The organism is Paracoccus sp. (in: a-proteobacteria) (assembly GCF_046289755.1).
Taxonomy (GTDB): Bacteria; Pseudomonadota; Alphaproteobacteria; order Rhodobacterales; family Rhodobacteraceae; genus Paracoccus.
In genome coordinates this window covers 15,286-36,856 of sequence record NZ_JBKBVD010000019.1, presented here as the reverse complement: position 1 = coordinate 36,856, position 21,571 = coordinate 15,286, and the positions used below count along the sequence as shown (strand labels likewise).

Sequence of the window (21,571 nt, the reverse complement as noted above, 5' to 3'; positions counted from 1 at the left end):
GCCACGAACAGGGGGAATGAACCATGCGCACTCAGGTCGCGATCATCGGCGGCGGGCCTTCGGGGCTTTTGCTGTCGCAACTGCTGAACCGGGCGGGCATCGCCACCGTGGTTCTGGAACGTCAGTCGCGCGACCATGTCCTGACCCGCATCCGCGCCGGCGTGCTGGAGCGCGGCACGGTCGAATTGCTGGAACAGGCGGGTGTCGGCGAACGGATGCGCCAGCAGGGCCAGCCGCATCACGGCTGCTACCTGTCGCACGATCAGGACATGATCCGCATCGACTTTCGCGAAAGCTGCGGGCACGAGGTGATGGTTTATGGCCAGACCGAGGTGACGCGCGATCTGTATCAGGCGCAGGACGCGATCGGTGCGACCCATCTGCACGGCGTGTCCGATGTCGTGCTGCACGATCTGGAGGGCGAGGCGCCTTTCGTGACCTTTACGGCGGATGGGCAGACACAGCGGCTGGATTGCGATTATGTCGCCGGATGCGACGGGTTTCACGGCGTCAGCCGCCGCTCGATCCCCGAGGGCATCCGCCGCGAATACGAACGCGTCTATCCCTTCGGCTGGCTGGGCGTGCTGTCCGAGACGCCGCCCGTCTGCGACGAGCTGATCTATGCCAGCCATCCGCGCGGCTTTGCCTTGGCCTCGATGCGCAACAGCGCGCTGTCCCGATATTACATTCAGGTGCCGCTGACCGACCGGGTCGAGGACTGGTCCGACGCGGCCTTCTGGGACGAATTGCGCGCCCGTCTGCCCGCCGGTATTGCCGCCGGTCTGGTCACCGGACCGTCCATCGAGAAATCCATCGCGCCGCTGCGCAGCTTCGTCAGCGAGCCGATGCGCTGGGGCCGTCTGTTCCTGTGCGGCGACGCCGCCCATATCGTGCCGCCGACCGGCGCCAAGGGGCTGAATCTGGCCGCATCGGATGTGAAATACCTGTCCGACGGGCTGATCGCGCATTACCGCGACGGCATTGACGCCGGGCTGGAAAGCTATTCCGAAACCGCCCTGCGCCGGGTGTGGAAGGCCATGCGCTTTTCGTGGTCGGTCACCACGATGATGCACCATTTCCCCGAGCACGGCGACTATGACCGCCAGATGCAGCGGGCCGAGCTGGATCAGCTGGCCACCTCGCCCGCAGCCCGCGCCGCCTTCGCCGAAAGCTATGTCGGCGCGGCACTTTAGCGCCCGTATCGGTTTGCTCTGGCGGTGCGTTCCGGGCTAGTCTGGGCGCGCAGCAGGCAGGACCCGCAGATGACCCAGATCAGCCGTGGCCGGCTACGACATTCCACCTATGACGCCGTCAAATCCCTGATCATCACCGGGCAGCTGCCCCCCGGCGCCCGCGTGACCGAGGCCGAACTGGCCGAGCGTCTGGGCGTCAGCCGCACCCCCATCCGCGAGGCGCTGAACCGGCTGGAACGCGACGGGCTGGTCGAGGGGCGCGCCAAAAGCGGCTTTGCCGTGGCGGCCTTCGATGTCCGCACCGCGCGCGAGGCGTTCGAGCTGCGCGAGGTGCTGGAGGTGCAGGCCGTCGTGCTGGCCTGCCGCCACGCGACCGAGGCCGACCACCGGACCCTGCGCGGCATCGTGGCGGAATGCGAGGCGCTGGCCGATCTGCCCGATCACGAGGCGCGCTTTAAACTGCGCGAGTTTCAGCTGGGCATGGATGTGCATCGCGCGATTGCCGAGGCGGGTGGCAACCGCATCCTGTCGCGGATCATCGACGATCTGCTGGACCGCTGTCAGGTCTATGTCTGGATGGACCTGACCGCGCTGGACCACTGGCAGGCCGCCCGCGCCGAGCACCGCGCGCTGGTCGAGGCGATCTGCGCCCGCGACGAGGCCCGCGCCGAGGTGGTCATCACCGCCCATATCGCAGACGCGCGGGCCAATGTGCTGGACCTGATGCGCGCCCGCAACCATCTGCGCGACATGGCGGGCGGGCTGCACCCTTAGGGGCCCGCCCGGTTCGCCCGGTCAATACCCCAGCGCGATCCCGTCCTTGCGCGGGTCCGAGGCGCCGGTCAGCGTGCCGCGATCCGCGTCGATCCAGACGGCCTGCGCACCGCCATGCGGCTCGGAGGCAAAGGTGACCTCGTGGCCGCGCTCCTGCAGGCCCGCGATGCTGTGGGCGGGCACGCCGCGTTCGACCTGCACCACGCGCCCGTCATGGAAGGCGCGCGGGTGGTCCACCGCCTGTTGCAGGTCCATGCCGTAATCCAGCAGGTTGACCAGCAGATGCGCATGCCCCGCAGGCTGGTAATCGCCGCCCATCACGCCGTAGGGCATGACCGCCGCCCCGTCTTTGGTGACCATGCCGGGCATGATCGTGTGCATGGGGCGCTTGCGCGGGGCCAGCGCATTGGGATGGGCGGGGTCCAGCCGGAAGCTGGCACCGCGGTTCTGGAAAACGATTCCGGTTTCGGGGCAGGTGATCCCGGCGCCAAAGGAATGATAGGTCGAGTTGATGAAGCTGACCGCATTGCGGTCGCGGTCCACCACGCTGATATAGACGGTGTCGGACAAAGCCAGTTCCGGCTGCGGCAGTTCCGCGATGCGGCGGTCGGGCGCGATCCGGTCGCGCAGCGCCTGCGCCTGACCCGGCGCCAGCAGACGGTCCACAATCCCCGCATCATCGCCCAGATGGTGGTTGCGGGCGTGATAGGCCAGTCGCGCGGCCTCGATTTCCAGATGCATCCGCTCGGGGCCGTCGGGGTCCAGGGCTGCCAGATCATAGCCCGACAGGATGTCCAGCATGACCAGCGCGGTCAGGCCCTGATTGTTCGGTGGCACCTGATGGACGCGGTAGCCGCGATACAGCGTCGAGATCGGCGTGACCGCGCTGCTGTCGGTGGCGCTGAAATCGGACAGATCATGCAGCCCGCCAAGGCTGCGCAGATGCGCGACCATGGCCTGCGCGATGGGGCCTTCGTAGAACACGTTGCGCCCTTCGCGGGCGATGCTGCGCAGGGTCTGGGCCAGTGCGGGCTGGCAATGCAGATCGCCCGCGCGCGGGGCCGCATCGCCGGGCAGAAAAGTGGCCGCGCTGGTCGGGTCCAGCGCCAGCCGCGCAGCCGCGATCTGCCAGTCATAGGCCACGCGGTCATGGATGACATAGCCCTCTTCGGCATAACCGATGGCGGGTTCCAGCAGGCGGGCCATGGGCAGGCGCCCGTGATCGGCGGACAGGCGGAACCATGCGTCAATGGCGCCGGGCGTGGTGACCGAATGCGGGCCATAGGTGGGCATCGCGGTCAGGCCCATGGCGCGCATCGCCTCGATCGAGGCCCCGGCGGGCGCGCGGCCCGATCCGTTCAGCCCCAGCACGCGGTCGCCCCCGCCGGGGCAATGCAGCACGAAACAATCGCCGCCGATGCCGGTCGATTGGGGTTCCACCACCGCCTGCACGGCGGCGGCGCAGATGGCGGCGTCCATCGCCGTGCCGCCCTCGCGCAGCACGTCCAGCGCCGCCAGCGTGGACAGGGGATGCGAGGTCGCGGCCATCGCCTGCGTGGTGCGGACGGCCGATCGGCCGGGTGTCTGGAAATCGCGCATGGGCGGGTCCTTTGGTCAGCGTGTCAGGTCTGGTATCAGCCGGGCGGGGGCGGGGCTGCGGCGGGTATGGGCGGTCAGGCGATGCTCGATCCGGCCTGCGATCAGCAGAAAGCCATAGACCAGCGCCAGATACATGATCGCGGCCATGCCGAAGGCCTCGTAAAAGCGGAAATCGCGGGTGCCGATGGCGCGGGCGACGCCGGTGATGTCCATGATGGTGATGACCGAGACCAGCGAGGTCGCCTGAATCTGATAGACCACCTCGTTGGTATAGGCGGGCCAGGCGATGCGGATCGCGCGCGGCATCACCACCAGCCGCAGCCGCAGCCAGCGGCCAAGGCCCAGGGCGCGCGCGGCCTCGATCTCTCCGCGCGGGATGGCGCTGATGGCGCCGCGCAGGATTTCCGAGGTATAGGCGCCGGTGTTCAGGGTCAGCGTCAGGATGGCGCAGAACCACGGGTCGCGGAACAGGCCCCACAGCCCGATGCTGTCCAGAGGGGCGCGGAACTGGCCCGCGCCGTAATAGATCAGAAAGATCTGCGCCAGCAGCGGCGTGCCCCGGAAAAAGATCACATAGCCGGTGGACAGGGCGCGCAGGATCAGGTTCCCGGACAGCCGCGCCAGCGCCACCGGCACCGCGATCAGAAAGCCAAGCGCGCAGCTGATTGCGGCCAGTTGCAGGGTGATCCATGCCGCATCCAGAAAACGCGGCAGGTTGGTGGCGATGAACTCCATCAGGCGCGCCCTCCGACAAGGCCACGTGCGGCGCGGCGTTCCAGCCGCGACTGCACCACCATCGAGACCAGCGTGATCGCCAGATAGACCAGACAGGCCAGCAGAAAGAAGGTGAACGGCTCGCGCGTGGTGCGCGCGGCGATGTCTGCGTTGCGCATCAGCTCCGGCAGCTGGATCAGCGAGATCAGCGAGGTCGCCTTGACCAGCACCATCCAGACATTGCCCAGACCCGGCAGCGCCAGCCGCATCATCTGCGGCAGGATCACCTTGAGAAACGCCACGCGCGGCGGCAGGCCAAGGGCCTGCGCGGCCTCGGTCTGGCCTGCGGGCACCGCGAGGTAAGCGGCGCGGTAAACCTCGCAGGCGAAGGCGCCATAGATCATCGTCAGCGTGGCGACCCCCGCCAGAAACGGGTTCAGCGCCAGCCGCATGTCATGGCCCATGGCGCCAGCCGCATCCTGCACCAGCGTCGGCAGGCCGTAATAGATCAGCAGCAGCAGGACCAGTTCGGGCACGCCCCGCACCACGGTCATATAGACCCCGATGACGCCGCGCAGCAGGCGCCCGCCCCAGATGCGCCCGATGGCCAGCGCCAGCCCAAGGACCAGCACCCCCACAAGGGCCAGCGCCGAGACGCCAAGCGTCAGCGCCGCGCCGCGCGCCAGCAGCCCGCCATATCCGTGCAGATCGGGGATCACGTCAGATCAGCCGCCATAGACATCGACGCCGAACCACTTGTCGGAAATCTGCTGATAGGTGCCATCCTCGCGCAGCGCCTGAATGGCCGCCGAGAAGGCATCCGCGATGGGCTCCTGCCCCTGACGGACGGCCACGGCCGCGCCCTCGCCGAACCATTGCGGGTCGGTGTAATCGGGGCCGCGCATCTCGAAGCCCGCGCCCTCGGGCTGGTCCAGAAAGCCGTTCTTCAGCGCGACCACATCGCCCATCACCGCATCGACCCGCCCCGAGGACAGGTCCAGATAGGCCTCGTCCATCGTGCCATAGAGGCGCAGATCGGCATCCGGCATATTGTCGGTGATGAAGCGTTCGAATGTGGTGCCGCGCTGCGTGCCGATGATGGCGCCGTCCAGCCCCTCGGGGGTGATGTCCAGATCGCTGTCGGTGGGCACGACCAGCCGCGCGGGCACCTGATAGTATTTGGCCGAGAATGCGATCTGCTGCTTGCGTTCCTCGGTCACATACAGCGAGGCGATGATCGCGTCATATTGCTGCGCCAGCAGGCCGGGAATGATGCCGTCCCAGCTTTGCGTGACCCATTCGCATTCAATGCCGATCTGCGCGCACATGGCATTGCCCAGATCGACCTCGAACCCCTCGACCGTGCCGTCGGGGCGGGTGGCGTTGAACGGGGGATAGGCGCCCTCGGTCACGATCAGCAGGCGGTCTGGCAGGTCCGGGGCGGGCTGATCCTGCGCGGCCAGCGCGCCTGCGGACAGCGACAGGGCCATCGCGGACAGGCCGCACAGAAAACGGGCGTGAAGGGTGGTCATCGTCATCTCCCTGCAAAAGGCGCGTGGGCCGCGCCGTGTCGTTCCCTGAATTGTATCCAATATTGGATACAAACCTAGAGGAAACATGTCGGGCGGTGCGGATGGGCGGATTTTGCCTGCAATTCGGGCAGAAATCGACGCTGAAATGACGAACGCCGCCCGCGCGACGGGCGCGGGCGGCGACGGTACAGAAAGGGGCGAATCGCCTCAGCGCAGGACTTCGGTCCAGATCCGGGTGTACAGATCCTGCGTCGCGGGGGCGCAGAGCCGGGCGAACTGGGCCGAGGCGCGCAGATCTTCGGGGATGTGCAGCTCGGGGGCGTCGATCAGGTCGGGGTCCATGAACGCCTCCGAGCCCTTGATGGCGTTGGAATAGCGCGCAAAGTTCGAGATGATCGCGGCGTTTTCCGGGTCCATCACAAAGTTCTGGAACAGCGCCGCGTTGTCGGGATTGCGGGCATCGGCCAGCACGGCGATGTTTTCCATGAAGATCGGAAAGCCCTCGCGCGGGTGACCATAGGCGAATGCCGGATTGGCCTGCCGGATGCGCATCGAGGCGCCGTTCCAGAAGGTCGAGGCCAGAATATCCTCGTTGATGAAGGTCTCGAACGGGGGATAGTCGATGCCGGTCCAGTTGGGCTTGGCCGCCAGCAGCCCGTCGCGCACCTGACGCAGGATGTCCATGTCGTCGGTGCACATCTCGCCGCCGTAATACATGATCGCCAGGTTCATCACGTCCTGCATCTCGGGCACGACATTGATGCGGCCGCGCAGCTCTTCGGGCGGGTCAAGGAAGATGGCCGAGGTGTTGATGTCGCCCTCATAGCTGCCGGTATGGATCAGGATCCCGGTCGTGCCCCATTGATAGGGCGCGGTATAGGTGCGGCCCGGATCCCAGTCGACATCGACCCATTCGGGCAGGACATTGGCGAAATTCTCCATCTGGTCGGGGCGGGTCTGCAGCAGCAGCCCCTCTTCGATCCAGATGGGCAGAAAGCTGGAGGTCGGCACCACGATGTCGAACCCGTGGCCGCCCGCCTTGATCTTGGCCAGCGCCGCGTCGTTGCTGTCATATTCGGTGACGGTCACGCGGACATCATAGGTGTCCTGAAATTTCTCGATCAGCTCGGGCGGGGTGTAGTTGCCCCAGTTGAAGATATGCAGCTCGCCCTCGGCCAGGGCCGCGGTGGCGGTCAGGGTGGCAAGGCCGCAGGCAAGGGTGCCGGTTAGTCTGGTCATGGGTGGTCTCCTCTGTCGGGATGGGGTCGCGGTCTAGGGCCGCTTTCGGTTCACAAGGAAAGACAGGGTCAGGATCAGCAGGCTGAGGCCGACCAGCATGGTCGAGACGGCATAGATCTCGGCCGAGATGCCGCGCCGCAGCTGGCCCAGCATGTAGGTGGGCAGGGTTTCCTGCCCCGCCGTCTTGACGAATTGCGAGATGACGACATTGTCGAGCGAGATGACAAAGGCCAGCATGAACCCCGCCATGATCCCCGGCGCCAGCAGGGGCAGGGTGATGCGGCGGAAGATGGTCAGCGGGCTGGCATAAAGATCGGCGGCGGCCCGTTCCAGATTGGCGTCCATGCCCTCCAGCCGGGCGCGGATCGGCAGGTAGGCGAAGGGGATGCAGAAGGTCACATGCGCGGCCACCAGATAGCCCATCCCCGACAGCCCGGTCGCCTGCCGGATCATCGAGAACAGCAGCAGCAACGCCACCGCCATCACGATCTCGGGGACCATCAGCGGCTGGTTGATGACGGCGGTGATGGCGTGGCGGGGGCGGAAATGGTCGGCCCGCGTGGTGGCCAGCGCGGCCAGAACGGCGAGGATGGTGGACAGCACCGCTGCCACCGCCGCCAGCCCCAGCGACCGCAGCGCCGCGTCCTGAATGGCCGCATTGCCAAGCGCCTGCGTATACCAGCGCAGCGAGATGCCCTCCCACCGGCCGATCAGATCGCCCGCGTTGAAGGAATAGACGACAAGGATCACCAGCGGCAGATACAGCAGCACGAATGCCAGCGCGGCGATGGCGGCAAAACCCGGCAGGGTCTGGGGATCGAACGGGCGGCGCTTAGCCATGGGACACCGCCTTTCCGCGCAGCAGCCGCGCACAGGGGATCAGCGCCAGCAGGATCAGCGCCATCAGCGTCAGCGCCAGCGCCGCCCCCAGCGGCCAGTTGCGGCCCTGCCCGAACTGCAGCTCGATCAGGTTGCCGATCATCAGGTTCGATCCGCCGCCCAGAATGCGCGGGGTGACGTAATCGCCAAGCGACGGGATAAAGACGAGGATCGACCCCGCGATGATGCCGGGCCGGATCAGCGGCACGATCACCTGCCAGAAGGTCCGCGCGCGCGAGGCATAGAGGTCATAGGCCGCCTCCATCAGCCGCGGGTCCAGCCGCTGCACGGCGGCATAGACCGGCAGCACCATCAGCGGCAGATAGACATAGGTCATCCCCAGCCCGATGGCGAAATCGGTGAACAGCATCTGGATAGGTTCGTCGATCAGGCCCAGCTGCAGCAGCGCGGTGTTGACCAGCCCGTCGCGGCGGATGATCTCGCCGATGGCGATGATGCGGATCAGCAGCGAGGTCCAGAACGGCACGGTGATCAGGAACAGCCACAGATTGCGGGTATGGGCCGGCCGCGTGCCGATGAAATAGGCGGTGGGCACGCCGATCAGCAGCGTCAGCCCGGTGGTGATCAGTGACAGCCGGACCGAGCGCCACAGGATCGCCAGATGCGCCTCGGCAGGGGTCAGAGTATCGTCGAAAATGTCGCGTTGAAAGAAGACGCTGACCCAGCCCTCGCCCGAGAATTGCGGGGTGACGCCGCCGTAATTGCCCCGCTCCAGCACTGAATAGAGGATGACGATGGCAAGCGGCAGCAGCGACAGCAGGCCGATGGTGATCAGCGCGGGCGCCGACAGCAACCAGCGCGCGCGGCGGTCGCGGCGGGACTGGCGGGCCTCGGCGGGGCGGGGTCCGGCGGGCTGGGCCCCGGACGGGCGGGCGGTGTCAGCCATGCTCATGCCGGCACCAGACGCAGGGCTTCGGTCGGCACGGCCAGACCGGCGCGGTGGCCTGCGGCAAGGCTGCGCAGCTGCGCGTCGCCATTGCCGATCCGCGCCACCACCTGCGCGCCATCGTCCAGCCGCAGATGCAGATGCGTGTCGGTGCCGATATAGACGAGGTTCTCGATCACGCCCGACAGATGCAGCCCGCAGCCCGCATCCGCAGGGGCGCAGAGGCGGATCTGTTCGGGGCGCACCATCGCATGCACACAGGCCCCCGGCTGCGCGTCGTCGGGCAGGGCACCGGCGGGCAGGGTCAGCGCCGCGCCCGCGACACTGACCCGCGCCTGCCCGCCATCGCGCGACAGGATGTTGACCGGCAGGAAATTCCCCTCGCCGATAAAGCCCGCGACAAAGCGGTTGGCGGGGCGGTCATACAGATCGCGCGGGCAGGCCACCTGATGCAGCAGTCCGCCGCCCATGACGGCGATGCGGTCCGACATGGTCAGCGCCTCCTCCTGATCATGGGTGACGAAGACAAAGGTGATGCCGGTCTCGGCCTGCAGCCGCTTCAGCTCGATCTGCATCTGGCGGCGCAGCTTCAGGTCCAGCGCCGACAAGGGCTCATCCAGCAGCAGGATGCGGGGTTCGGGGGCCAGCGCGCGCGCCAGTGCCACCCGCTGTTGCTGGCCGCCCGACATGGCGGCGATCTTGCGGTCGGCCAGATGCTCCATCGCGACCAGCGCCAGCATCTCGGCCACGCGGGCCTTGATGGCGGCGCGGGGACGGCGCAGCGATTGCAGGCCAAAGGCGATGTTCTGTGCCACCGTCATATGCGGAAACAGCGCATAGTTCTGGAACACCGTGTTGATCGGGCGCTGGTTGGGCGGCATGTCGGCGATGTCGGTGCCGTCCAGCACGATGGCGCCGCGGCTGGGCACCTCGAACCCGGCCAGCATCCGCAGCAGCGTGGTCTTGCCGCAGCCCGAGGGGCCAAGCAGCGTGAAGAACTCGTTCTCGGCAATCGTCAGGCTGACATCTGACAGCGCGGTGACGGCGCTTTGACCTGCGCCGTAAATCTTGGACACGGATTGAAGCTGAATCATCTGAGGGGGCCTTTCCGACGATGCGGTCTGGACACAGATTGGTATTGACAGAAAACTTTTAGTCAATAAAAAAGTTTATAGAGACAAACTTTTTGATGGAGAAGCCGGTGTCCCATGCAGACGATGCGATCAGCCCGCCCGGCAGTCCTCCGGGGCTGCGCGACCGCAAGAAGGCGCAGCGCCGGGCCGACATCCTGACCAATGCCGCGCGGCTGTTTGCACAGAACGGCATCGACGCCACCACCATGGCCGAACTGGCGGATGCGACGCAGGTCTCGCCGCCCACTTTGTTCAATTATTTCGGGACCAAGGACGGCATTCTGATCGCGATGATCGCCGACGGCTCGCGCAAGTTCCGCGAGACGGATACCGCCATGCGCCCGCGCACCGATACCGATTTCGGCACCGTGCTGGTGGACATGCTGAGCCAGGTCTCGGCCCGCACGCTGGACATCGCGGGCAAGCGGGTCTGGCGCTATGCCGAGGCCTCGGTCATCCGTCACCCGAATGCCGAGCTGTCGCGCGAATATTCCGCCATCAACGACCAGCTGATCGAATCGGTCGTGGGGTTCATGGCGATGTATGACCTGCGCCTGCGCTGCGGCGATGCGCCCGATCCGGCACAGCTGGGGCGGCTGGTCTTCGATGTCTGGAACGCCGCCTTTCTGGACCTGATCCGCGATCAGGGCATGACGCTTGAGGCGCATATCCAGACCTTGCAGGCCCGCATCCGCCCGCTGGCCCGGCAGATCCTTGACGACGCGTTTCTGGCCGCGCCGACCCTCAGATGATCCCTGTTACGAAAGGTCCGATCATGGACAAGACCACCCTGCTGATCCGCAATGCGCGGGTGCTGACGATGGACCCCGACCGCCCCCATGCGCAGGCCGTGGCCATCGCGGGCAACCGCATTGCCGCTGTCGGCGATGAGGCAACGGTGATGGCGCTGGCCGGTCCCGACACCCGCATCATCGACGCGCAGGGGGGCGCGCTGCTGCCCGGTTTCGTCGAATCGCATCTGCATCTGTTCAGCGGCGGCGCCGGGCTGACCCTGCTGCAACTGGCCGGGGTAAAGGGCCGCGAGGCGCTGACCCGCGCGATCCGCGACTATGCGACCGCCCATCCCGATGAGGGGCTGCTGATCTGTCAGGGCGCGCCCTATGATATTCTGGGCAGCGACGCCGAACCCGACCGGCACCTGCTGGATGAGATCATCGCAGACCGCCCCGTTCTCGTGATGGCCTTCGACTTCCACAGCGCATGGGCCAACACCATCGCGCTGGACCGCGCGGGCCTGCTGCATGGCGCCGCGATGGAGGACGGCAACGAGGTCGTCATGGGCGATGACGGCAAGGCCACCGGCGCGCTGCACGAAAAGGGCGCCTTCGGCCCGGTGCTGGATCTGCGCAGCTCTGGCGGGCGCGAGATGCTGGGCATGTCCGGGCGCGAGCCCGGCACCCCGCCGACGCCTGCAGAACGCGCCGAGGATATGGCGATGATCCGCGCCGGTCTGCGCCATTGCGCGGCGGCTGGCATCACCTCGATCCACAATATGGACGGCAACCACTATACGCTGGACCTGCTGCGAGAGATCCGCGCGGCGGGCGATCTGACCGCGCGGGTCGAGGTGCCTTATCACCTGACCGCCGACAAACCTCTGTCCGCGCTGGATGAGGCCAGCGCGATCAGCGCCGAGTTCGATGACGAGATGCTGTCCTCGGGCCGGGTCAAGATCTTCGTGGACGGGGTGATCGAAAGCGGCACGGCGGTTTTCGTGGACGATTACGCCGACCGCCCCGGCCACAAGGGCACGCCGCTGTTCTCGGCGGATGCCTTCCGCAAGGCCGCCATCGAGGCCGACCGTCGCGGCCTGCAGATCAGCGTCCATGCCATCGGCGACGGCGCGGTGCGCATCACGCTGGACGGGTATCAGGCAGCAGCCGAGGCCAATGGCCCCCGCGACAGCCGCCACCGGATCGAACATATCGAGGTCATCACCGACGCCGACCTGCCGCGCTTCGCGGAGCTGGGGGTGATCGCCTCGATCCAGCCGCTGCACCCGCCGGGCGTGCGCGGCGAGGGGATCGAGCCTGCGGCATCTTCCATCGGCACCGACCGCTGGCATCTGGCCTATGCCTGGCGGACGATCCTGGATGCGGGGGCGGATTTCTGCTTTTCGTCCGACTGGCCGATCGTGCCGGTCGAGCCGCTGGTCTCCATTCAGGCCGCCCTGCTGCGCCAGCCATGGGGCGCGCCCATGCCCGACCAGCGCGTGACGCTGGACGAATTGCTGGAGGGCTATACCTGGCGCGGCGCCTATGCGGGCTTTGCCGAGGGGCGCGTGGGCCGCATCCGCCCCGGCATGCTGGCCGATCTGGTGCTGCTGCCCGCCGATCCGCATGAGGTGGCGCCCGAGGCCATCGCGGATCTGGCGCCGCGCCTGACCATCTGCGACGGGCGCATCACCTATCAGGCGTAAGATGGGGGCAGGCGGTTACAGAACCGCCCGCCACAGCTCGATCCAGACATGATCGTCGTCACCCGCCGCCGCATGGGCGGTGCCGAACAGCACCGCATCCGACAGCGCTGACTGCGGCCCGTCGGGCGCCTGAATCTCGGCCCGTGTGCGCCCGTCATAGGACCCGTCCGGCTGCGCCCACATCCGCCCCGCATTCAGGACCGACAGGATGGCGCCGTCCTCGGTCCGCGCGAAATACCGCGCCTCGATGGCATAGCTGCCATCGGGCAGGCGGGTCGCAAAATCGGCGCCGCCGGGCAGGATGGTGGCGCGCCAGCCATCCCCCGCGATGTCTCCGCCGGTGATCGGAAACATGGCGCGGGTGATCCCGTGCGAGGTGGTAAACTCGACCGCAGGCCCCAGATCGGCGCGGATCGACAGGGCGAATTCAAGCCGGGGCTGCGGCAGATCGGCCTTGGCCCCCAGAGAGGTGATGCGCATCATGGCTCCTGTCACGATGGAAGAATTCAGCGATCAGATCGGCATAGCGCGCCTGATCGGGCGGGGCGTCGCGCAGGCGCGCGCGCGCGGCCTCGGCCAGCCCCGGCGGCAGGGCGCTTGCGCGCAGGCGCAGCAGCCCGTCCAGAAACGCGGCCCCGTATTCGGGATGCGCCTGAATGCCCAGGGCCCGGTCGCCGTAAGCCAGCACCGCGTGGCGGCAATGCCCGGTCGAGGCCCGCGTGACCGCACCCGGCGGCGGCACGATCACCTGATCCTGATGCCAGGTCATCAGGTGGTCGCCCGTATCGTGCCGCGTCAGCCCCACCGACCAGCCGCCCTCGAATTTCTCGACCCGCCCGCCAAGCGCGCGGGCCAGCAGCTGGTGGCCAAAGCAGATGCCAACGACCGGCACGCCCGTGTCATATGCGAGGCGGACAAACCCCTCCAATGGCGCGATCCAGTCAAGGTCCTCATAAACGCCATGCCGAGATCCGGTGATCAGCCAGCCATCCATGTCGCCGGGCGAGGCGGGCAGTTCGCCCTCCAGAGCCGCCCAGCTTTGGAACGCAAACCCCTGACCGGACAGCAGATCCCGGATCATGGCGTCGTAGTCGCCATGCTGCGCCAGCTGATCCGGCACCCGGCCTGCGCGCAGGATGCCGATCCTCACAGCGCCAGCATCTCGGGCGTGGCGGCGTCCAGAGCACGGGCATAGCGGGTGGTGGCCTCGTCGATCTGGGCCTCAGAGATCGACAAGGGCGGCGACATCGAGGTGACCGGCAGGAAGGGCAGCGCGCGGGTCAGCACCCCCTGCGCCATCGCATGTCCCGCCACCAGTTTATGCGCCCCGGCGGGCAGGCGGGCGCGGGTGGCGCGGTCGGCCACGAATTCGACCGCCGCCATCAGGCCCACGCCGCGGATGTCGCCCACCAGCGGGTGATCGCCGACCTTGGCCCGCAGCGCCTCCAGCAGCACCGGGCCAAGGCGGGCGGCATTGGCGGGCATATCCTCGGCCTCCATCATGTCAAGGTTCGCCATGGCGATGGCCGCGCCCACCGGATGACCGGAATAGGTAAAGCCGTGCATCAGCGCGCCCATCTTTTCGGACGCACCCTCCAGCACCTCCCAGATGCGGCGCGAGACGATCGAGGCCGACATCGGGAAATAGGCCGAGGTCAGACCCTTGGCCAGCGACACGATGTCGGGGCGGATACCATAGGTCTGACAGCCGAACCAGTTGCCGGTGCGGCCGAACCCGGTGATGACCTCATCCGCGATCAGCAGGATGTCGTGGCGGTCCAGCACCTGTTGCACCCGTTCGAAATATCCCACAGGCGGCAGGAAGACGCCGCCCGTGCCCATGACGGGTTCCGCAATGAAGGCAGCGACCGTATCGGCCCCCTCGCGTTCGATCATCGCCTCCAGTTCGGCGATCAGGCGGTCGGTAAACGCGGCCTCGGTCTCGCCGTCATGGGCAAAGGCGTAATGGTGCGGGCAGCTGGTGTGCAGCACGCCGGGCATCGGCAGGTCAAAGGCGGTGTGATAGCCCTCGATCCCCGTCAGGCTGGTCGCGGCATAGGTCAGCCCGTGATAGGCCCCCTTGCGCGAGATCACCTTTTTCTTCGCGGGCTTGCCGCGCAGGTTGTTGTAATAGATCACCAGTTTCAGCGCCGTGTCATTGGCGTCCGAGCCTGAGCAGCCAAAGAACACCCGCGCCATGTCGGCGCCCGGCACCGTCTCGTTGAACAGGCCCAGCAGCCGGTCGGCCAGCCGGATCGTGGGCTCGGCCGAGGCGCCGCCGAAGAAATGCTGAAAGCTCAGATCCTGCATCGCCTGCGCGCCCGCCGCGACCAGTTCGGGCCGCCCATAACCCACATTCACGCACCACAGGCCCGCGCCCATGTCGATCAGCGTCTGGCCCCCCTCGCGCGTGACCTCGACGCCATTCGCGCCGGTATAGATCACCGGCCCCTTGGTCTGCAGGTCGTGGATCGAGGTGACGGGATGGAACAGCGCCCCCCGGTCCAGATCGGAAAGCGAGATATTGGCGCGGTCGTTCATGGCGGTGGTCCTTTACAGATGTCCGGTGATGTGGCGGGCGTGCAGAATGGCGATCAGGGCTGTGTCGCGGGTGGCCTCCAGCGTGGGGATGTCGCGGCCCTGCGCCTCGGCTTCGATGCCCTGGGTCAGCGCGGCGCGCACCTCGGGGGTCAGCGAGGGCGTGCCCAGATCGGCCCAACGGCGTTCCTGACTGGGGCCGAGGTGATCCAGATAAGCGGCCATCCCCCCCGGCCCGCCGCCCAGATGATAGGCCATATGCGCGCCCATCACCGACCAGCGCAGCCCCGGCCCGTGGACCAGCGCCGCATCGACGGCTTCCACATCGGCGATCCCTTCGGCCACGATATGCACCGCCTCGCGCCAGAGCGCCGAGGCGAGGCGGTTGGCGATATGGCCGGTGGCGGGCTTTTGCAGCCGCACGGGGTGGCGGCGGGCGGCGCGATAGATCGCCTCGGCCTGCTCAAGGCGGGCGGTGTCGCTGCCATAGGTCTCGACCAGCGGCACCAGATGCGGCGGGTTGAACGGATGCGCGGTAATCAGCTGCGCGGGGTTTTGCAGCCCCGGCGCCAGATCGGTCCAGCACAGCCCGCTGGCCGAGGACGCGATGGTGGCGTCGGTCAGCGCCTCGATCTGCGCATAGAGGGCGTGTTTCAGCGCGGTCTTTTCCGGGGCGTTTTCCTGCACCAGCACGGCGCCGTCCAGCGCGGTCGCCAGATCGCCGGTCACGCTGAGGCTGCCGCGCGCGGTGTGGCCGGTGATCTCGGCCAGTTGGCGCAGGGGGGTCGCCATGCGGCCATCCAGCCCCTCGCGGGCGGCGGCATCGGGGTCCCATGCTGCGACCCGCGCGCCGTGATGGACGAACAAAGCCGCCCATGCGGCGCCGATCAGGCCCAGCCCCAGAATGGCGATCTTGGTGTCTTGCATCGGCGCCCCTCATTTCGTGATCGCAAAAATGATGCAGCTGAGGAAGGAAAGCAAGCGCTTTATGTGGGTCCGTGAAATATCCGTCTTGATTGCGATCGCAAAAAATGAGACATCTGCGGCAACAAGCGAGGAGATCGTCGATGCAACTGGATCGCGGATATGTGGACGGCGCGTGGGTGGCCGTGGCGGCAGCGGGCTGGCAGCCCATCGTGAACCCGGCCACGGGCGAAACGGTCGGTCAGGTCGCCTTAGCGGGGCCTGCGGATGGCGCCCGCGCCGTCGAGGCCGCCCGCCGCGCCTTCCCCGGCTGGTCCGCGACCACGCCCGCGCAGTGCCAGCAGGCGCTGGACCGCGTCATCGCCGCCTATGTCGCGCATCAGGACGATCTGGCCCGCGCCATGACCACCGAGATGGGGGCGCCCGCCACCCTGTCGGCAGGCGCGCAGGTCGGCGCAGGGCTGGGCCATCTGCGCGATTTCCGCGACGCCATCGACCGGGTGACATGGGAGGAACCGTTGGCTTTGGGCGACGGCACCGACCGCATCCTGCACGATCCGATGGGGGTCGCGGTGCTGATCACGCCGTGGAACTGGCCGATGAACCAGATCACGCTGAAGGTCGGCGCGGCGCTGGCGGCGGGCTGCACGATGGTGCTGAAACCCTCGGAACTGGCGCCCCTGTCGGCGCAGGTCTTTGCCCAGATCATGGATGAGGCCGACCTGCCGCCCGGCGTTTTCAACATGCTGTTCGGCACCGGCCCCGATCTGGGCGAGGCGCTGGTGCGCCACCCCGATGTGGCGGTGGTGTCGCTGACCGGCTCGACCCGCGCAGGCGCGGCGGTGGCGGCGGCGGCGGCGCAGGGCATCAAGCGCGTCAGTCTGGAACTGGGCGGCAAGGGCGCCTGCATCCTGTTCGAGGACGCCCCGGCCCATGCCGCCCGCGACACCGCGCAGGCGATGTTCCGCAATTCGGGGCAGTCCTGCAACGCGCCCTCGCGCCTGCTGGTGCATCGCAGCATTTACGATGCGGCGGTGCAGGCGGCGGTGGATGTGGCGCAGGGCCTGCGCATGGGCGACCCCGCCGATCCGGCGACCCAGATGGGGCCGCTGGCCAACCGCCCGCAATTCGACCGGGTCTGCGAGTTCCTGACCAAGGGCAAAGCCGAGGCGCGGCTGGTTGCGGGCGGCACGACCTCGGATCGGGGCTTTTTCGTCGCCCCCACCGTCTTTGCAGATGTCACCCCCGAGATGATCATCGCGCGCGAGGAAATCTTTGGCCCGGTCCTGTCGATCATCCCCTTCGATACCGAGGATCAGGCGATCGCCATCGCCAATGACAGCCCCTATGGTCTTGCCGCCTATCTGTGGACGGCGGATATGGACCGCGCGCGGCGCGTGGCGCGGCGGCTGCGGTCGGGGATGGTGCGGCTCAATGGCACCGACATCCCCTTTGGCGCGCCCTTCGGCGGCATGGGCCAGTCCGGCATCGGGCGCGAGGGCGGGGTCTGGGGCATCGAGGAATTCCTCGAGGTCAAGGTCGTCAGCGGCTGGCAGGGCGCCGCATGACGGCGCGCCCCATGCCCCTCGGCCTTGACGCGCTGGAGACGGTGCCGGTCCATGAACAGGTCTATCGCCAGCTGACCCGCGCGCTGATGGCGGGCCGCATCCCGCCGGGGCGCAAACTGACCACCCGCAAGGTCGCCGCCGAACTGGGCTGTTCCGACATGCCGGTGCGCGCGGCTTTGGCGCGGCTGCAATCCCTGCGCGCGCTGGAGGCGCTGCCGAATGGCTCGATGATCCTGCCGCGCATGGACCGGGCGCGGTTCGCCGATCTGATGGCCGCGCGCGTGACATGCGAGGGGCGGGCGGCGGAACTGGCGGCGGGGGCGGCGTCCGACGCGCATCTGCGCGCGATCCGGCAGGCGGGGGCGGCGCTGACGCAGGCCGCGCTGGATCAGGACATCGACAGCTATCTGGAGCAGAACTACGAGTTCAAGTTTCTGGTCTATCGCGCCTCCGGCTCGGACGCGCTGATCTTTCTGATCGAGACGCTGTGGCTGCAGGTCGGCCCCTTCCTGCGCCAGTTCGCGGGCAAGTTCGAGGGCGCCTTGTCGGGTATTCTGGAGCTGGATTTCCACGAGGATGTGGCGAATGCCCTGTCGCGCGGCGACGGCCCGGCGGCAGGCGAGGCCATGCGCCGCGACATCAGTGCAGGCGCCGAGTTCCTGCTGGCCCATGGCGAATTCGAGGCAGCAGCATGAGCGTGACCATCATCACCGGCGCCACCTCCGGCATCGGCGCGGCCATCGCGGCGATGCTGCCGGGGCCGCTGCTGCTGGTCGCCCGCCGCGCGCCCGAGGCGGTCGCGGCCCATGCGCGGTTCCTGTCCGCCGACCTGTCGGACCCCGCCGCGCCCGACCGGATCATCGAGGCCGCGTTGGCCCTTGGCCCGGTGAGCGGGCTGGTCAATGCGGCGGGGGTGCTGGGGCGCGGGCGGGCCGATCAGACGTCGGACGCGGATTGGGCGCGGGTGATCGACCTGAACCTTGGCGCCACGTTCCGCATGTCGCGCGCCGTGCTTGACCCCATGCGGCAGGCGGGAGGCGGAGCGATCGTCAACATCGCCTCGGACTGGGGGCTGATCGCGGCACAGTCGGCGGTGGCTTACGGCGTCGCCAAGGCGGGCGTGGTGCAGCTGACCCGCTGCATGGCGCTGGACCACGCGCGCGAGGGCATCCGCGTCAACGCCGTCTGCCCCGGCGACACCGACACGCCGATGCTGGCTGTGGGCGAGACCGGCGCCGCCCGCGCGGCCACGCTGGCCCGGTTCGGCGCGACCATCCCCATGGGCCGGGTCGCGCGCCCCGAGGACATCGCCGCCGCCGTGGCATTCCTGCTGTCGGATGCGGCCCAATTCATCACCGGCGCGGCCCTGCCCGTCGACGGCGGCAACACGCTGGCCGCCATCGCTTCATCAGAGGATCTGACATGACGCTGCTCAATTCGACCCACGACCTGCGCGCCATGGACGCCGCGCATCACCTGCACCCCTTCACCGATACCGGCGCGCTGAACGCCAAGGGCGTGCGGATCATCACCCATGCCAAGGGCGTGCATCTGACCGACAGCGAGGGCAACCGGATCCTGGACGGGATGGCGGGCCTGTGGTGCGTGGCCGCAGGGTACGGGCGCGACGAGATCGCGGATGCGGTGGCGCGTCAGCTGCGGCAGCTGCCCTTTTACAACACCTTCTTCCAGACCTCGCACCCGCCGGTGATCGAGACCGCGCGCCTGCTGGCCCAGATCACCCCCGACCATATCAACCGCTTTTTCTTCACCGGCTCGGGCTCGGAATCGAACGACACGATCTTTCGGATGGTCGCCCATTACTGGGCGGTGATGGGCCAGCCCGACCGCAACATCATCGTCTCGCGGCAGGGGGCCTATCACGGCTCGACCGTGGCGGCCTCGGCGGTGGGCGGTTTCGGCTTCATGCATGCGCAGCCCGGCCTGCCGGTGGGCAATATCCTGCATGCGCCGCGCCCCGCATGGTGGGCCGAGGGCGGCGATCTGTCGCCCGAGGATTTCGGGCTGAAGGTTGCGCGCGACACCTTGGCGCTGGTCGACGGGATCGGCGCGCATCGCGTGGCGGGCTTTATCGCGGAACCGATCATGGGCGCGGGCGGCGTCATCATTCCGCCGGACAGCTATTGGCCCGCACTGTCGGCGGGGCTGACCGAGCGCGGCGTGATGCTGATCTCGGACGAGGTGATCTGCGGCTTTGGGCGCACGGGGTCGTGGTTCGGCTGCCAGACCTATGGCATCACGCCCGATTTCATGACCATGGCCAAGGGCTTGACCTCGGGCTATGTGCCGATGGGGGCGGTGGGCGTGTCCGACCGCGTGGCCGAGGTGCTGAGCGCCAGGGGCGGCGAATTCGCCCATGGCTACACCTATTCCGGCCATCCGGCGGCCTGTGCGGCGGCCATCGCCAATCTGGGCATCCTGCAATCCGAGGGGCTGGTGACCCGCGTGGCCGATGACATCGGCCCCTATCTGCAGGCCAAATGGCGGGCGCTGGCCGAGCATCCGCTGGTGGGCGAGGCGGTGATGACCGGCCTGATCGGCGCCATCCAGCTGTGCGCCGACAAATCCGCGCGAAAACCCTTTGCCGATGACATGGGTGTGGGGATGATCTGCCGCGAACATGCCTTTGCGAACGGGCTGATCATGCGGGCGGTGGGCGACCGGATGGTGGTGTCCCCGCCGCTGGTCCTGACCCATGCCGAGGCTGATGAGCTGATCGAAAAGGCCTGGCGCGTGCTGGACCTGACGCAGGCGCAGGTCGGGGGGCAATGATGACCATGTCCCCCACCGGCGCGCCGACCGACGAGGCGCAGGCCTTTCTGGACGCCAACCCCGATGTCGAGGCCATCGACATCTCGCTGGCCGATCTGCACGGGATCGGGCGCGGCAAGATGATCCGCCGCCATGAACTGGCCGGTCTGTTCCGCAATGGGCGCGGCATGCCCGCCTCGCTGTTTGCGCAGGATGTCGAGGGCAATGACGTGGCAGGTGCCATCGCCACCCAGAATGACGGCGGCGGCGACAGCCTGTGCTGGCCGGTGGCGGGCACTCTGGGGCGCCAGCCCAACGGGCGCGGGCTGGTGCTGTTGCAGATGTTCGGGCGCGATGGCGCGCCGGTCCCGCATGATCCGCGCGGCGCGATGATGGGCCAGATCGCCCGCGCCCGCGCCATGGGATACCAGCCGATGGGCGCGCTGGAGCTGGAGTTCTATCTGCTGGATGCCGCCGGAGGCCCCGCCCGCGCGCCCTTGGGGGGGCGGCGCATGTCATCCACCAACTGCATGTCGGTCGATGAGCTGGATGAGATGTCGCCCTTTTTCGACGCCGTCTATGCCGCCGCCGCCAGTTTCGATCTGCCGCTGGAGACGCTGATTTCCGAATATGCGCAGGGCCAGTTCGAGCTGACGCTGCGTTACCGCGATCTGGCGCGGGCGGCGGATGACATCCTGCTGGCCAAGCAGATCCTGCGCAGCACGGCGCGGCGCTTTGGCATGCGGACCTGCTTCATGCCGAAGCCCTTTGCCGGGCGGTCGGGGTCGGGGATGCATCTGCATCTGTCGCTGACCGATCCGGGCGATGGCGCGAACCTGTTTGCCGATCAGGGTGGCGCCACGTCACCCCTGATGCTGCACGCGATTGGCGGCGTGCGGGCAGCGATGGCTGACACGATGCTGGTGCTGGGGCCGACGCTGAATTCATGGCGGCGGCTGTCGGGGGCGATCTATTCGCCTGCCTCCAACAGCTGGGGGCGCGATGACCGCAATGTGGCGCTGCGCATTCCCGGCGGCAGCGCCGCCGCGCGCCATTTCGAACATCGCGTGGCGGGGGTGGATGCCAACCCCTATCTGGTCGCCGCCGTGACGCTGGGAACCGTGCTGGACGGGATCGCAGCGCAGGCCGATCCCGGCCCTGAATCCTCGACCGATGGCGCACCCGCCCTGCCGCGCAACTGGGAGGGCGCGATCGCGGCGTTTGCGGGTTCGGACGCGATGCGCCGCATTCTGGGCGCCGATCTGCACGCGGCCTTTCACGCCATCAAGCAGGCCGAGCATGCCCGCATGAGCGACCATGTCAGCGACATCGAATGGCAGCTTTACGCCGATATGTAAG

Annotated in this window: 21 protein-coding genes; 9 read left to right on the top strand and 12 right to left on the bottom strand. The window is 67.9% G+C overall.

Going from position 1 to position 21,571, the window contains the following annotated elements:
• Positions 1-23 precede the first annotated feature (23 nt).
• The gene (pobA, locus tag ACK41U_RS09140; protein WP_409678730.1) at positions 24-1,193 is read left to right on the top strand and encodes a 4-hydroxybenzoate 3-monooxygenase; all 1,170 of its coding nucleotides are present in this window, start codon (positions 24-26) and stop codon (positions 1,191-1,193) included.
• 69 nt (positions 1,194-1,262) lie between these two features.
• Positions 1,263-1,967, top strand: a complete 705-nt coding sequence (locus ACK41U_RS09135) for a GntR family transcriptional regulator (RefSeq protein ID WP_409678727.1) — start codon at positions 1,263-1,265, stop codon at positions 1,965-1,967.
• Between the two features lie 21 nt (positions 1,968-1,988).
• Here ACK41U_RS09135 and ACK41U_RS09130 read toward each other — a convergent pair whose 3' ends face one another.
• The 8 genes from ACK41U_RS09130 to ACK41U_RS09095 all read right to left on the bottom strand — a co-directional run bounded on the left by ACK41U_RS09130 (position 1,989) and on the right by ACK41U_RS09095 (position 9,931).
• The gene (locus tag ACK41U_RS09130; RefSeq protein ID WP_409678724.1) at positions 1,989-3,566 is read right to left on the bottom strand and encodes a gamma-glutamyltransferase family protein; all 1,578 of its coding nucleotides are present in this window, start codon (positions 3,564-3,566) and stop codon (positions 1,989-1,991) included.
• Positions 3,567-3,581: 15 nt separating this feature from the next.
• Complete coding sequence (locus tag ACK41U_RS09125) at positions 3,582-4,301, bottom strand: ABC transporter permease (RefSeq protein ID WP_409678721.1); 720 nt, start codon at positions 4,299-4,301, stop codon at positions 3,582-3,584.
• On the bottom strand, positions 4,301-4,999 hold the full coding sequence (locus ACK41U_RS09120) for an ABC transporter permease (protein ID WP_409678718.1): 699 nt from the start codon (positions 4,997-4,999) through the stop codon (positions 4,301-4,303). The genes ACK41U_RS09125 and ACK41U_RS09120 overlap by 1 nt, the downstream gene beginning before the upstream one ends.
• 6 nt (positions 5,000-5,005) lie before the next feature.
• Positions 5,006-5,812, bottom strand: a complete 807-nt coding sequence (locus tag ACK41U_RS09115) for a transporter substrate-binding domain-containing protein (protein WP_409678715.1) — start codon at positions 5,810-5,812, stop codon at positions 5,006-5,008.
• 207 nt (positions 5,813-6,019) lie between these two features.
• Complete coding sequence (locus ACK41U_RS09110; RefSeq protein ID WP_409678712.1) at positions 6,020-7,051, bottom strand: extracellular solute-binding protein; 1,032 nt, start codon at positions 7,049-7,051, stop codon at positions 6,020-6,022.
• A gap of 33 nt (positions 7,052-7,084) precedes the next feature.
• The gene (locus ACK41U_RS09105) at positions 7,085-7,891 is read right to left on the bottom strand and encodes an ABC transporter permease (RefSeq protein WP_409678710.1); all 807 of its coding nucleotides are present in this window, start codon (positions 7,889-7,891) and stop codon (positions 7,085-7,087) included.
• Positions 7,884-8,843 carry an ABC transporter permease gene (locus ACK41U_RS09100; protein ID WP_409678707.1) on the bottom strand — a complete coding sequence of 320 codons (960 nt, stop codon included), beginning with the start codon at positions 8,841-8,843 and terminating at the stop codon, positions 7,884-7,886. The genes ACK41U_RS09105 and ACK41U_RS09100 overlap by 8 nt, the downstream gene beginning before the upstream one ends.
• A complete protein-coding gene (locus tag ACK41U_RS09095; RefSeq protein WP_409678704.1) occupies positions 8,840-9,931 on the bottom strand; it encodes an ABC transporter ATP-binding protein in 1,092 nt (363 codons plus the stop codon). Before ACK41U_RS09095 ends, ACK41U_RS09100 begins: the two co-directional genes overlap by 4 nt.
• A gap of 107 nt (positions 9,932-10,038) precedes the next feature.
• Here ACK41U_RS09095 and ACK41U_RS09090 point away from each other — a divergent pair, with 107 nt between their 5' ends.
• Both ACK41U_RS09090 and ACK41U_RS09085 read left to right on the top strand, forming a co-directional pair.
• Positions 10,039-10,722, top strand: coding sequence for a TetR/AcrR family transcriptional regulator (locus ACK41U_RS09090; protein WP_409678702.1), 684 nt, complete (start codon positions 10,039-10,041; stop codon positions 10,720-10,722).
• 23 nt (positions 10,723-10,745) lie between these two features.
• Positions 10,746-12,410, top strand: a complete 1,665-nt coding sequence (locus ACK41U_RS09085) for an amidohydrolase (RefSeq protein WP_409678699.1) — start codon at positions 10,746-10,748, stop codon at positions 12,408-12,410.
• 15 nt (positions 12,411-12,425) lie between these two features.
• On the opposite strand, the gene ACK41U_RS09080 is transcribed toward ACK41U_RS09085, so the two are convergent.
• The 4 genes from ACK41U_RS09080 to ACK41U_RS09065 are packed head-to-tail and all read right to left on the bottom strand — an operon-like array spanning position 12,426 to position 15,875.
• A complete protein-coding gene (locus tag ACK41U_RS09080) occupies positions 12,426-12,890 on the bottom strand; it encodes a DUF3237 domain-containing protein (protein ID WP_409678696.1) in 465 nt (154 codons plus the stop codon).
• Complete coding sequence (locus ACK41U_RS09075; RefSeq protein ID WP_409678693.1) at positions 12,838-13,560, bottom strand: type 1 glutamine amidotransferase; 723 nt, start codon at positions 13,558-13,560, stop codon at positions 12,838-12,840. The genes ACK41U_RS09080 and ACK41U_RS09075 overlap by 53 nt, the downstream gene beginning before the upstream one ends.
• Positions 13,557-14,951: an aspartate aminotransferase family protein gene (locus tag ACK41U_RS09070; protein WP_409678690.1), complete on the bottom strand. Its 1,395-nt coding sequence runs from the start codon at positions 14,949-14,951 to the stop codon at positions 13,557-13,559. The genes ACK41U_RS09075 and ACK41U_RS09070 overlap by 4 nt, the downstream gene beginning before the upstream one ends.
• A 12-nt stretch (positions 14,952-14,963) precedes the next feature.
• Positions 14,964-15,875: a 3-hydroxyacyl-CoA dehydrogenase NAD-binding domain-containing protein gene (locus tag ACK41U_RS09065; RefSeq protein ID WP_409678687.1), complete on the bottom strand. Its 912-nt coding sequence runs from the start codon at positions 15,873-15,875 to the stop codon at positions 14,964-14,966.
• A 140-nt stretch (positions 15,876-16,015) separates the two neighbouring features.
• Here ACK41U_RS09065 and ACK41U_RS09060 point away from each other — a divergent pair, with 140 nt between their 5' ends.
• From ACK41U_RS09060 to ACK41U_RS09040, 5 genes are read left to right on the top strand one after another with little or no spacing between them, the layout of a single operon-like run.
• The gene (locus tag ACK41U_RS09060; protein ID WP_409678684.1) at positions 16,016-17,440 is read left to right on the top strand and encodes an aldehyde dehydrogenase family protein; all 1,425 of its coding nucleotides are present in this window, start codon (positions 16,016-16,018) and stop codon (positions 17,438-17,440) included.
• Positions 17,437-18,135 carry a GntR family transcriptional regulator gene (locus tag ACK41U_RS09055; RefSeq protein WP_409678681.1) on the top strand — a complete coding sequence of 233 codons (699 nt, stop codon included), beginning with the start codon at positions 17,437-17,439 and terminating at the stop codon, positions 18,133-18,135. The genes ACK41U_RS09060 and ACK41U_RS09055 overlap by 4 nt, the downstream gene beginning before the upstream one ends.
• Positions 18,132-18,866 (top strand): SDR family NAD(P)-dependent oxidoreductase, encoded by a 735-nt coding sequence (locus tag ACK41U_RS09050; RefSeq protein ID WP_409678679.1) that lies wholly within the window; start codon positions 18,132-18,134, stop codon positions 18,864-18,866. The genes ACK41U_RS09055 and ACK41U_RS09050 overlap by 4 nt, the downstream gene beginning before the upstream one ends.
• Positions 18,863-20,233 carry an aspartate aminotransferase family protein gene (locus tag ACK41U_RS09045; RefSeq protein WP_409678676.1) on the top strand — a complete coding sequence of 457 codons (1,371 nt, stop codon included), beginning with the start codon at positions 18,863-18,865 and terminating at the stop codon, positions 20,231-20,233. The genes ACK41U_RS09050 and ACK41U_RS09045 overlap by 4 nt, the downstream gene beginning before the upstream one ends.
• Positions 20,233-21,570, top strand: coding sequence for a glutamine synthetase family protein (locus tag ACK41U_RS09040; protein WP_409678673.1), 1,338 nt, complete (start codon positions 20,233-20,235; stop codon positions 21,568-21,570). The genes ACK41U_RS09045 and ACK41U_RS09040 overlap by 1 nt, the downstream gene beginning before the upstream one ends.
• The last annotated feature ends 1 nt before the right edge of the window (position 21,571 follow it).